This is a genomic window from Dawidia soli (assembly GCF_018598185.1).
GTDB lineage: Bacteria > Bacteroidota > Bacteroidia > Cytophagales > Cyclobacteriaceae > Ohtaekwangia > Ohtaekwangia soli.
Window position 1 is genome coordinate 42,092 of record NZ_JAHESC010000028.1, and the last position, 12,933, is coordinate 55,024.

The window sequence follows — 12,933 nt, forward strand, 5'->3', positions numbered from 1 at the left end:
CTGTTCTGGCTCACGGCTCCCGCCCTGAGAGATCACTGCTTCACAATGGAAATCGTTTCTTTCAACTGGTTGACGGTGATGGTATAGGTGCCTTCTTCACCTGCCTTCAATTTGAACTTATTAACCGACGTACCGGTAGACGTAAACGACAACTGCGTCGCCGTTATGCCTGCACCGGACGTTGGTGCGGCAAAGAACGTGGTATTCGAGGCCTCTGACGACACCGGGAACGTAAACTGGCCCCGTCCGGCTGCGTTGAGCTCGCCGGTCCATGTAAATACGTACGGATCGTCCGGATCTGCGGTCATCGCGATAGCATTGGCCGGATCCCATCCCGCGGACGTTGCGTCGCCAAGGATATAAAGCTGGTCGAACGGCACATACTTCATGATCCGTATGGAACGGTTCGCGCCGATATTGAGAATGATCTTATAGGGCCCCGCATCGACAACGTCCCATTTATTATCCGGCGTTGCTTTTGCATGGAGATTGACATCGGTGCTGGTGACGGCTCCGTTATCTACGGGAGGCATGTAACTATCTACGCTCCAGTTACCGGTACCCGTCATGATTTTGAATTTGCCGTTTGTCAGAACCTCGTTATACTTAAACTGGTAGATATTGGTGGGATCGGCCGCCATTTCATTGGGGTTGTCTTTGTTCCATCCATTGGGTGTTGCATCTCCCACGATCCACATTTTTGTGTATGCCGCAGGTGTGACATCCTTCGAGGTCGGCGTGGCCTTAAACATAACCGGATTGGATTTAACCACTTTATCACTGATGATCACACTCGCGGTGACCTGTGCGGTAACATCGGCGGTTTTACCGGCCTCTATTCTCAATTTATCGATGAGGAGGTTATTCAGGTCAACATGGGTAAACTCTTTGCTGACATCGGTCAATACATCGACTGTTGTAGTCCACGTACCCGCTGTCAGAACAATCTTGTACTCAATAAACAAGCTCTTGGCCGTGGCCCACGCCAGAGTAACCGCTTCGCCGGCAGGGTTCGCCAGGTCGGTGTATACTTCCGTCTTCGAAACCGACAGCGTTACATCGTCGAGGGCCGGCTCGGGTACTTTGGGCGAGGGTGTCACAACGACCGTAATCACATTGGACAAGCTACTTTTAGTACCATCCGTAACGTTCGCAACAACAACGACATCCACGCTTGCCGGTTTTCCGATTTCAAGCCCTAGGTCATCCACCATTATTTTATTAAAGGCTGCATGGATGAACTTCCGGCTGACCTCGGATAAAACGTCTACCGTATCAGACTTTCCATTCGCAGTAAAAACCAACTTATACTGAACAAGAGAGCTCTTTTCAGCGTGCCATGAAAACGTAATTACTTCGTCTGTCGGTTTGTCGTAATCAACGACGACCTCAGCTTTCGAAGCTGATAAAACGCCGACGTCTATCGGCACCTGGCGTGGATCATCATCACTGCAGGAAAACAATGTCACTAACAACAGTAGCGTCGCCGCATAATAAAAGCGGTTTATATAGTTATTATTTTTCATACATGATTCTTTATAGGTCAGGTATAGTGAGTTCTAATTGACGTCTGAAGACTACCCTGGCTTGGCAGCAAACCCGGGTAGTCTCTCATCGGTCGTTCATTACCAATAGGGGTTTTGAACCAGGTTGGGATTCTTATCAATTTCGGATTGAGGGACGGGAAACCAGTAGTTCTTCTTGGTAAACACGCGTTTCTGATACACCGTGCGCTTATAGAAGGCGTTGGCGTTGTTGGGATCATCCGATTTTTCCTTGCCGAAGAAATTCATGCCGGTAAAATCTCCGGCCAAAACCTCTTCTCCGATCTTCCATCGGCGTATATCACTGTAGCGAATGCCCTCACAGTTGAGCTCTACGCGTCTTTCGCGACGGATAACCTCCCGCATGGCCGCCTGACCCGGGTCGGCCGCCAGGGCCGGTACGCCGGCGCGCTCGCGGACCAGGTTTAAATACGTCAGAACATCGGGGTGGCCTGGATCGGTCTCATTCAGGGCTTCTGCGTAATTGAGGTACGCCTCCCCCAGTCGGTAGAGAATTCCCGGCCGGTACGGATTTGTTCCATTCCGTGGATCATAGTCCGGGTGAACCTTCTTACGAACCAGGTAGCCATTCTGCGGCGCATCCCATGTCGGCCCGCCATCCGGCTGATCTAAGAAGAAGTTCGTTTTCCGGTTCTCGCGACGGTGCCACTCCTCATTAAACATGACCGAGATATAAAAGCGGGGCTCGCGGTTACAATACATATTATAGGTACCTGCCAACGTCACCTTGCCCACGCCGTTAACTTCGTCCCATTTTGTGTTGCGTACTTCGTCTGCTGCCGAAAAACCGTTTTCAACATATCCGGACGCCGGATCTGTGATCGGCAGACCGTTCTTCATATAAAAGGCATCGACCAGCGACTGGGTGACACCCAACCCGCCGTTACCACCGGTGCCGCGGGGCTGAGCATGCTTGTCATACTCCGACGAATTCACATCCGGCCGGGCAAACAGGATCTCTTTATTGCCATCGATCGATTTCTTAAACATCATGTTCTGGTACGAGAGGAATGGGTCGATGCTGGCATCGTCGTTATACTCGTAATAAAGCTTGTGGCCCGCATCATGTGCCTTCTCGATCAGTAGTCTGCAAGCATCGGTTGCACGCGTCCATTTACCGGCGTCATAGCTGGAATTGTATAGTGCCACACCTTTGTCGTTTATGAAGTCTGCATAGTCGGGATTACCGTTGACGAGTGGACTGGCTGCAAACAGCAGCATGCGCGCGCGCACGGCCAGGCACATGATAGAAGTGGCCCTGCCAAATTTGCTATTATTGGTATACGCCGCCGGCAGCTTTGTAGACAGGTCTAAAAGCTCGGCATCGATCCAGCTGATCACGTCATCAAAAGGAGTCTGGCCCAGGAACAATTCTTCCGGCGGGGCATCGGTCTCTGTCAGGCCTGTATTAAAGGGGATAACGCCGTACATTTCTGTCATGAGCCAGTAGTAGTAGGCGATAAGGAATCGTGCTTCATATTTCATGAGGTCGACTTCCTCCTGTGTGACCTTCTGTGCATCGTTGGGCTTGACGTTATCCAGAAAGATATACGCCGATCGGATACGCTTCGGTAATACGTCCCAGTAATTGGGCTCGGTGTTGCCGGGCGTCCAATTCCCTTGTTGCCGGTCCACTACCCACCAGCCGAATTGCGCCCACCGGTAAGAAGGGTTCAGGTCGTCAGACAATGGGTCGTAGCCTATATGCCGGGTAAATCCCCAGTAAGGGTCGGGAATACTGGAATAAATGCCGGCCAGCCAGTCCTCCGTGCGCACCTTGTCGTTAAACACCATTTCCAGTGTAAGCTGGTCGTCAGGTTCCTTGTCCAGGAAATCCGAACACGACACAGCCGCCACAAGCAAAACAGCCAGTAATATATTCTTCAGGAAGTTCATACGCATTCTGTTAAGATGTTTAGCTTAAAATTCCAGGTTGATTCCAGCGGAGAAGGATTTCATGATCGGATACCGGAAACCATTGCCTGTATTGATTTCCGGGTCCCAGAGATCAAATTTTGAAAAGGTCAGGAGGTTGTTGCCAGAGATGAAGATCCGCGCACTCTTCGCACGCGCCTTCTCGGCAAATTCCCGTGGCAGGCTGATCCCGATTTCAACATGTTTCAGCCGCAGCATACTCATGTCGCGGAGCCACCAGGTAGACGGCCGGTTGTTATTGCCGGCACTCTGAAAGGATGCCCGGGGCCAGAATGCACTCGGATTCGGGTTGTCTACTGTCCAACGATCGGTCAGCACGGTTTCATACACGTTGCCCGCAGCACCGCCGCCCGAGCCCGGCAGAAAGAAGTCGCCTCCTAATACCCTATACGTTCTGGCATTCCCCTGGAAGAAAAATCCGAAATCGATGTTCTTGTATCGGGCGTTAAGACCGAATCCGTATACGATCTGCGGGTCGACGGTTCCCGTTAATGTAGTCTGATCGATGTTCGTAATGGCACCGTCACCGTTGAGGTCGGCATATTTGATATCCCCGGGACGGACCGGACCGAGCTCGGCTCGCGGCAACGTGCTGACCAGTACACCATTTTCAATGTCGGCAAAATCAGCATTGGTATATAAACGCTCTGCTACATAGCCAAAATTCTGATCGACCGATTTACCGGTCCTTGAACGATAGGTTCCGATCACCGCCGGAGCCTCATCTTGCTCAACAATTTCATTTTTGGCGTAGGTGAATGTGCCTTGTCCGGAAATAAACCAGTCTGATGTCAACTGTTTATCGGCGCTCAGCGAAAGATCAACACCGTGATTCTTCACTTTGCCATAATTGGCATTCGGTTTTTCTACAAAGCCCGCCGAGCTGGGTATTGTCTGGCGCTGCATAAAAATGTCTTTGCGCTCTTCTTTAAAAAAGTCCACTTGAAGCAATACACTGTTCCAGAATCCCAGCTCTACCCCGAGATTTGCTTTGGTCACCGTTTCCCACGTAAGATTCGATACGCCCTTGATCCCTTCCTGCCGGCCGGCTCTGTGGAAGTCGTTGTTAACACCCCAGCGATAGTCGTCGGTCTCGCCGATGGTGGAGATGTAAGCATAGCGTATGAATCGATCGTTTCCCACCTGACCGAGGGAGGCGCGGATCTTCAGGCGCGACACAACGTCTTTGATAGCTGACATAAATTCCTCCTCTGTCGCGACCCAGCCCAGGGCCATGGAAGGAAAAAAGCCGAAGCGGTTGTTCTTTGATAAATTTTCAGATCCATTGTATCCGAAGTTCGCTTCCGCAATATATTTACGCTTGAACGAGTAGGAGGCACGCGCAGCCATGCCCTGAAAGCGAAACGGCAATCTGTCGCCATTGTCATAATTCCGCTGGTTGTACAACAACAGACCGTCCAGATAATGGTTACCGATGTTGTGGCTATAGTTGAGGCTACCCTCGATATAAACGCTTTTATCGCCAAACTCCGCCTTCGTCTCACTATTCAAAAATACCTGGCCGAACCGGTCGATATCCAGCATCAATTCCCCGTTTTCATCGCGGCCGGTGGTCGGCTTGTAATAATCCGGATCCTTTTTGCGCACCACGCTGTTGGCGGTATAGCGATCAAAAGAAAATAGCACACGGCCGCTCAAGCCGGGAACAATCGCATCCATAGCTTGCTGAACAGAAAAAAGCGACTCGATCTTGCTGGTATTGCCGCGTTCATATCCGGTTTGTGTCGCCACGGACCAGGGATTAGTCCGATCCGCATTCACCCGCGGGATCTCACCACTGGAGTATTGGGTCGGGTGGACATGCGGCGCTGTTTGAAACGCCTGATCAAATAAAAAGTCCATGGATTGCGGCGGGCGGTTCGTCTCCTGCAAATAACCGCCGATGTTCACCCGCAGCAAAGTGGTAGGGGTAACATCGAGATCTACGTTGGAGCGGATGTTATAGCGTTTTAATTTCATCGACGAATCCCATTCCTGGTTGGGATCGCGTGCGACAATGCCGCTCTCGGCATAATGTGAGCCCGTAATGGCATAGCGCAGGAAATTGGTACCGCCGGAAGCCGTTAAATTGATCCGGCTGTTTGACGCGTTCTCCTTCGTGATCGCATCCAGCCAGTTCACGTCCGGATACAGGTCCGGATCGACTTTGTTGCGTGTGTTGTTGATCCGGTCTTCCGAATAGTTGGGCAGCTGGCCCTGATCCTGCGATATCTCGTTCATCAGCTCCATGTAATCGGCCGCCCCGATGAACTTGGGCAGTTTTACCGGGCTCGTAACACCCTGCTCATACCGCAACACAATAGAGGGCTTGCCTACATCGCCCCGCTTGGTATTGATGAGCACCACACCGTTGGCACCACGCACGCCATATACGGCGCTGGCGGATGCATCTTTTAAAACCGACACCGACTCTATTTCTGCCGGATCGATGGTATTCAGCGAGCGCTCAACACCATCCACCAGCACCAGTGGCGTACGGGAGCCGGCAAACGTAGAGATGCCACGGATCCAAAAATTCGAATCGTCATAGCCGGGTTCGCCCGAGCGTTGTACACCGATAATGCCCGCAACCTGCCCGGCAAGATTATTACTCATCGACCGCGTGGTACCATACTGAAGTTGTTTTTGAACATTGACCGACGAGATCGCTCCCGCACTGGTATATTCCTTCTGCGTACCATAGCCGACGATCACCACCTCGTTCAGGGCAGCCACGTCGGTCGTCATCTTCAAATCCACAGAGGCCTGATCACCCACCGAGAGCTCTTCCGTCTTATAACCGATAAAAGAAAAAACAAGAATGTTCCCCTTGTCTGCCCCGGCGAGGGAATACCGGCCATCGGCATCCGTGACGGTACCGATCAATGTGCCCTTGATCGTAACGCTCACGCCGGGAAGCCCCATCCCTTCTTCATCGGTAACGGTCCCTGTGATCGTTTGGACCAGATTGATCGTGGGGGCTACCTCGGCCGTTTTTTCCCCAGTGCTTTTAACACTTTGCTTCGTTAAGATGATGTAGTCTCCCAGCAGCCGGAACTGTACATCCTTGGGAAATATACCTCTGAGTACATCCGACAGTTTTTCGTCGGTGTAGTCATCCGAAACTCTTTCGTCAACAGAAATCGTTTGCGGGTTATAGGTAAATTTTATGGCGACCGATTTTTCGATCTCCAATAAAATCTGCTTAATCTTTTTACCTTGAGTATTAACGGATATGATCTCATCCAACACGCTCTGTCCGTATGCCTTGGTGGGCCTCGCAGTCACCACACCCGATACTAAAACTATGAGCAATACCTGTAATACTGTAAGTCTCATAATTGTCAAAATCAAACCACGCTGTGTCTGACGTGTTTTCATAAATAATAGGTTTTAGGTCATGAAAATGAACTTAACTATCGCGGAAGGATTGGATACGAGCGGCAATTCATAGTCAATCCCCGTGATTGTAATGCAAGTCGATGGTGTTCTGACATCACCGATTTTTTTCCGAGTATTTATTATTTCATAGGCAATTCATTTTTTAAGTGGGTTGAAGTTTATTGACAGCCAGCACTATTGATGACAACATTCGCATCAATGATCTCATAGCTGGCGCCAATTGTTTCGCATATTATTTTGAGCTTGTCCCGCAAGGATTCCGATCCCAGCGGGGCGGTTATATAGCAATTCTTCATAACCTCCTCGTTGAAGATTATTTCCACGCCATAGGCAGATTCAATCGTCTGAAACGCTTCCGCGATCGGCGCATTGTCAAATGCAAAATCGCTGGGTGCAATCTCGGTCGAGCCCAAAAACTCAGGAGATTCGATCAACGTCTTTTCAAACTGATGATTCTTTCTTTCGTATGTAACCTGCTGATTCGGCAGGAGTATGACCCCGCCCAGTTTATCATTATGTTTGACAACCTCTGTCGGCGCCGAGACCGACACCTTACCCGTCTTCACCGATACGAGAACCTTCTCGCCATTTTCCGGAGACTCCACGTGAAAGCTCGTTCCCAATACTTTGACCACGACTTCATTGGAATGAACAATGAAAGGTTTGTAGGGATTCTTCGTCACATTAAAAAAAGCTTTGCCCAGCATGTATACCTGGCGCAAAGAATCTTTTGAAAATCCTTTCTTATACTTCAGCTTGCTTTTGCTTTCCAGCACGACCGTGCTTCCGTCTTCCAGTCGGATCTCAAGCGGTTCATCGGTATCGTTCATCCGCTCGACAAAGTCGTCGCCCTGTTGATTATATGCAGACAGCGGCTGATCAATCCGGATCAACCGTGGCTGGAACCAAAACACCGCCGCGGCTGAAAGGAAAAGAACAGACGCCAGGGCTACCGCCCAGATCTTTTTTGAGACCGTCTGTTCAGGAGAACGCCCCGCATTTGCCTCTACCCGGTCCTGGATGTTGGCCCACATAGCATCGACCTGCGCGCTGTCGTACGCTGTCTCTTCTGCTGCTTTCAGGTTAAGGACCAACGCCCGGGCCTTTTCAGCTTTTTCCTTTATTTCCGGGTGCGTGGAGATATATAGATCCCAATACTTTACAGCTTCGGGATCTGATTGTTTGACCCAATCTATAAAGCTTTCATTTGAAGCAAGATCTTCAACGGTTAAGTTTTTGTGGTCCATTCGGGCGTATTGTAGTTCTACTTGCTAAGCGCTTTCAAACTTATAGTGCACGAAATGGGTCGGTTTTACTCCCCTAACTCAAAAAAAATTTAGGAAAATGAAAAAACTGGTAACAGATACCTTGAGATTAACCTTGAGCTTGCGGATGGCCTGAAATATGAAGTTAGCGGCCGACTGGTAGTTTACGCCCATGATCTTCGCAATTTCCTCGTTTGAAAAGTCATGGTAATAGCGAAGATTGATCGCTTCCTGCTGTCTTTTAGGCAGCTGGCTGATCAGCGCGCGGAGGTTTTCCATTTGTTGCGATTGCACCTCAAAGCGGATCAATTTGCTTTCATGCGACGGCGAAGCGAGATTTTCAAACAGATCAAGATCGAGCGTATTGGTAAAATCGTTTGACTTTGTGTTCCGTTGAATTTTGTAGCGAAGCGCTTTGAATAAATAGAATTTGATGGAATTGGGCTCAGTAATGCGCTCCCGGGTATTCCACAATTCAAAAAACAGATCCTGAATGCTGTCTTCTACCAGCGTACGGTCGCCTGAGATCTTGCTGCCATAGTTAAGCAACGCACCGACATAAAAACGGTACAGTGCAGCAAATGCAGCCTTGTCTCCGTCTTTAAAAGAGCGCCAGATGTTATCGTCGAGCTGCGTATCGCCTTTGGACATGCTACACAGGTTAGGGGTACTTCTACGCAATTTAGAATAAAGATCCGTTTCCGCAAACGTTTTTTGCCGACAATCACCCAAAGCATCGGCATCAAATAATATAATGAGCGGGTATCATACTTCCGCTCGCTTCCACTATTTTTAATTATTATCTAAGCTTACACATGAAATCCCTTCATCTCCTGGGTGCTCTCATCCTGGCAATCACGTCGTGCCAGGCGCCACCTCCCAAAGACAATATACCGCCGATGATCGGTTATATAGAAGTGGCCGATATTATCCGCGGCCTCGCGGGTCCTCTTGTGCTCGATCTCAAAAATCCTGTATCGGGCAAACAGGTTGTTGTCGTAGGTTGTCCTCATTCAACAGATACTACGGGCAAAGAATTTGATTTGATGGAGATCTATTTTAGACACCTCCGTCCGGATATTGCTTTCAATGAAGGCGGCCCTGTATCCGACAGTGTTCATTTTTCTTCGCGAAGCGAAGCGATCTTACGCGACGGTGAAACCGGGTATCTCAAATTCCTCTGTGATCAGGCCGGGGTCAAAATGGTCGATGGTGATCTGGCAGCGAAAGACGAGTTCGCAGCAATGCTCCAGGATTATCCCCGGGAGGATTTGTTCCTCTATTATACTATTGAACGATTTATGTGGCCCGCTAAATTTGGCGCAAACGGCAATCAATCGTTCGAGTCTGCATACGACGGCTTCATAAATGACTATTTAATAAAGAATGGATTTCCAGTAGAGGCGTCGCAAAAAAGCCTGATGTATTTTCAAAAGCTGTACAGCGAAAAAACAGGCCAACCGTTCGATCGTGATACATTTGATATTTCATGCTTCAATTTTTTGAGTGACAATGGCAAGTACTGCGAACTCGGAAGAGCCTCCAAGGTTATCCGCGATAAAGCCCTTTTAAAAAAGATCGAAAATGCACTGGAACACTACGACCGGATCTTCGTTGCTTTTGGCGGTGCTCATGTGATTGCGTTTGAGCCGGCCCTCAAGCAACTTGTGTGGCAAACAAACGCGGTCACAAACTGATAGGATGCCGGGCGATCCATCCCAGGAATCGCACATCAGAGGTTGCCGTTAACACCACTGAGCACGCGGTTCAGAGGTCTATGCCATTCCCGCGCACGCAATTCAATCGAATGAACTGCTCGTATTCGCATTTTTCGTAGCTTTAGAGCATAACGACGCCCCATGCTCAACGCTACACTCACCCGGACCTTTGCACTCCTGCTGTGGTCACTCAGTCTCCTCTCCTGCCACCAGGACCCGGAGGATCGGCAGTACACGATTGGTTTTTCGCAATGTACCGGCGGTGACGCCTGGCGACGGCAGATGCTGTCGGCCATGAAGGGTGAGCTTCTCTTTCATCCGGAGATCGACCTGCAATACCGGGACGCGCGCGGCGACAACGCCAAACAGATCAGCGATATCCGCGACCTCGTCAAGAATGGAATCGACCTGTTGATCGTGTCCCCTAACGAGGCCAGCCCCATCACGCCCGTGGTGGAAGAAGTTTTTAAAATGGGCATTCCCGTCATTGTTGTCGACAGAAAGATCAGCTCCAGTTTTTATACCGCCTATATCGGCGCGGATAACTACGAGATCGGTAAGCTGGCAGGGTCCTATGTTTCCGAGCTGCTGGGAGGAAAGGGCAAACTCATAGAGATCTGGGGTTTGCGTGGATCAACACCGGCCGTAGAAAGACACAAAGGATTCATGAGCGCATTGTCAGGTTTTCCGGACATCGATATTGTACACGAGTTCGATGGCGCTTGGGAGATCGACACTGTCAAACATGGCCTGGGGGCAACGATCACACAAGCACCTGCGGTAGACCTGGTGTTTGCACACAACGATGTAATGGCGTATGGCGCCTATGAGGTGTTTAAAGAAAGTCGACCGGACAACGATACAAAGTTCATTGGTATAGATGGTTTGCCGGGGCCGGCGGCGGGTATCCAGCTCGTGGATGACAAGATCTTATCCGCCACGTTCCTCTACCCCACCGGCGGTGAAGAGGCCATTCGCACGGCCGGCAGGATCCTGAAGAAGGAGCACTTTGATAAAGACAATATGCTGCTCAGCACGGTCATCGATCCGAAAAATGTGCGCGTCATGAAACTGCAAACCGACAAGATCTCGAGTCAGCAGGCGGATATTCTGCGGCAGCAGGAAAAAATCAATGAGCAGGTCAATGCCTATACCAAGCAGTCTGTACTCATTTATATATTGCTGGCCAGCCTGGTGGCAACCATCATCGGCGGTGCTGCCGCCATCCTGGCCTGGCGTGAAAAGAACGAGATAAACCGGCAGCTCGAAGCGAAGCGAAACCTGATCCTCGAGCAGAAGAACGAGATTGCGGAAATGGCCGAGAAGGCAGAGTTGGCCACACAGGAAAAGCTGAAGTTCTTCACCAATATCTCGCACGAATTCAAAACGCCGCTGACATTGATCCTCGGCTCGATCGACGAGATCATTTCCAAAAACACCCCCGACAGAATAACGTCCACCGACAACCTTCGCCTCATCCGCAAAAATGCTGTCCGGTTGTTGCGGCTCGTCAACCAGCTGATGGATTTCCGGAAGATCGAAGACCGGAAAATGCTGCTGCGGGCCAGTGAGCTGGATCTCGTGGCGTTCATCGAAGACGTCATGGCGGCATTCCAAAAGACAGCTTCCCGACGGAACATCCGGTATACATTGCTTGGCCATGCCGACCGGCTTCCGGTATGGTTTGACCCTGATAAGCTCGACAAGGTCATCTTTAACCTCCTGTCGAACGCATTTAAGTTCACCCATGACAATGGAAAAATAACATTGACCATTTCAGTGGACGAGCCCGCCAGGAATGCGATCATTTTTGTGGAAGACAACGGCGTGGGCATGTCCAGGGAAGATGCCGATCACGCTTTCGACCGTTTCCACACCGGTGAGCATTCCGCCGGAACAGGCATAGGACTGTCGTTATCAAAAGAGTTTATGGAGCTGCACCACGGCAGCCTCCTGTTGACCAGCGAGCCGGGAAAAGGCACGCGCTTCTGTATTGTGCTGCCACTGGGCAAAGCGCATTTGTCGGACAACGAAATTGCCACCCGCGACCGCGCGTTTGTACACGACGTCGACCACGAGGCCATTGCCGAGGATATACATCTGTCCACTGCCGACAACGACAGTGAAAACGATCTTACTATTAAGGAGCACACCGTTCTTATTATAGACGACAACCAGGAAATGCGTTTCTTCATCCGGAAGAAGCTGCAGCCGCACTATAATATCCAGGAAGCACAGGACGGCGTTTCGGCTCTTGAAAAAGCGTTCAGCACCGTCCCAGACCTGGTCATTTGCGACGTCATGCTGCCCGGCAAGAGCGGCATTGACGTGACCACCACCTTGAAAAATGACCTGCGGACTTCCCACATTCCGGTGATCATGTTGACGGCGCGAGGCTCTATCGAGCACAAAATTGAAGGTGTAAAGACAGGCGCCGATGAATACCTCACCAAGCCGTTCGTGTTTGAATACCTCAGCGAACGCATTAAGGCCCTGCTCAGGAATCGCAAGCTACTGCGCGAGCACTACATCCACGGCCTGAATGTCAGCACCGTCACCACCGCCCCCGGCAACCTCGATCGCAAATTCATCAACGACTTTACCGCCCTGATCGAAAAGAACGTGGCCAATGCCGACCTGGGCGCCAACGAGATTGCCCACGAGCTCGGCATGTCCCGTGTGCAGGTATACCGCAAGGTCAAGGCCCTGCTGGGATTCAGCATCAACGACTACCTGGTGAACGTCCGGCTTCAGAAAGCAAAATACCTGCTGCTGAACACAGACAAAAGCGTTGCGGAGATAGCCCAGGAGGTTGGGTTCTCATCGCCGGCCTATTTCTCCACCATCTTTAAGAACAAAGTAAAACAGCCCCCTACCGAGTTCAGGTCCAATAAGATGAGCCTGCACACCCCGAATTGAAACGATTTTAGAAGGATGTAACAATAGTAGAAGCCGCCGACGGCATTTCTCTGTTCGAATTTGTATCGACAACCAGCAAGGGGCCGGTGCTGCATACGTTTGTAACGGTTTCTTTTCCAGCGAGCGAAT

General features: G+C 50.5%; 7 protein-coding genes. 2 read left to right on the top strand and 5 right to left on the bottom strand.

Annotated features, from left to right (window positions below; all coding sequences use genetic code 11):
- Positions 1-32 precede the first annotated feature (32 nt).
- The 5 genes from KK078_RS18595 to KK078_RS18615 all read right to left on the bottom strand — a co-directional run bounded on the left by KK078_RS18595 (position 33) and on the right by KK078_RS18615 (position 8,818).
- Positions 33-1,526, bottom strand: coding sequence for a SusE domain-containing protein (locus tag KK078_RS18595; protein WP_254091809.1), 1,494 nt, complete (start codon positions 1,524-1,526; stop codon positions 33-35).
- Positions 1,527-1,625: 99 nt separating this feature from the next.
- Positions 1,626-3,461: a RagB/SusD family nutrient uptake outer membrane protein gene (locus tag KK078_RS18600; protein WP_254091810.1), complete on the bottom strand. Its 1,836-nt coding sequence runs from the start codon at positions 3,459-3,461 to the stop codon at positions 1,626-1,628.
- 24 nt (positions 3,462-3,485) lie between these two features.
- A complete protein-coding gene (locus KK078_RS18605; protein ID WP_254091811.1) occupies positions 3,486-6,839 on the bottom strand; it encodes a SusC/RagA family TonB-linked outer membrane protein in 3,354 nt (1,117 codons plus the stop codon).
- A gap of 221 nt (positions 6,840-7,060) precedes the next feature.
- A complete protein-coding gene (locus KK078_RS18610; RefSeq protein WP_254091812.1) occupies positions 7,061-8,149 on the bottom strand; it encodes a FecR family protein in 1,089 nt (362 codons plus the stop codon).
- Between the two features lie 78 nt (positions 8,150-8,227).
- Positions 8,228-8,818: an RNA polymerase sigma factor gene (locus KK078_RS18615; protein WP_254091813.1), complete on the bottom strand. Its 591-nt coding sequence runs from the start codon at positions 8,816-8,818 to the stop codon at positions 8,228-8,230.
- A 164-nt stretch (positions 8,819-8,982) separates the two neighbouring features.
- On the opposite strand from KK078_RS18615, the gene KK078_RS18620 reads away from it, so the two are divergent.
- Both KK078_RS18620 and KK078_RS18625 read left to right on the top strand, forming a co-directional pair.
- Positions 8,983-9,864 (top strand): hypothetical protein, encoded by an 882-nt coding sequence (locus KK078_RS18620; protein WP_254091814.1) that lies wholly within the window; start codon positions 8,983-8,985, stop codon positions 9,862-9,864.
- A 162-nt stretch (positions 9,865-10,026) separates the two neighbouring features.
- Positions 10,027-12,804, top strand: coding sequence for a hybrid sensor histidine kinase/response regulator transcription factor (locus KK078_RS18625; RefSeq protein ID WP_254091815.1), 2,778 nt, complete (start codon positions 10,027-10,029; stop codon positions 12,802-12,804).
- Positions 12,805-12,933 lie beyond the last annotated feature (129 nt).

Coding starts and splice junctions, on each gene's coding strand:
- KK078_RS18595 (WP_254091809.1), bottom strand. CDS start 1,526: ATGAAAAATAATAACTATATAAACCGCTTTTATTATGCGGCGACGCTA.
- KK078_RS18600 (WP_254091810.1), bottom strand. CDS start 3,461: ATGAACTTCCTGAAGAATATATTACTGGCTGTTTTGCTTGTGGCGGCT.
- KK078_RS18605 (WP_254091811.1), bottom strand. CDS start 6,839: ATGAGACTTACAGTATTACAGGTATTGCTCATAGTTTTAGTATCGGGT.
- KK078_RS18610 (WP_254091812.1), bottom strand. CDS start 8,149: ATGGACCACAAAAACTTAACCGTTGAAGATCTTGCTTCAAATGAAAGC.
- KK078_RS18615 (WP_254091813.1), bottom strand. CDS start 8,818: ATGTCCAAAGGCGATACGCAGCTCGACGATAACATCTGGCGCTCTTTT.
- KK078_RS18620 (WP_254091814.1), top strand. CDS start 8,983: ATGAAATCCCTTCATCTCCTGGGTGCTCTCATCCTGGCAATCACGTCG.
- KK078_RS18625 (WP_254091815.1), top strand. CDS start 10,027: ATGCTCAACGCTACACTCACCCGGACCTTTGCACTCCTGCTGTGGTCA.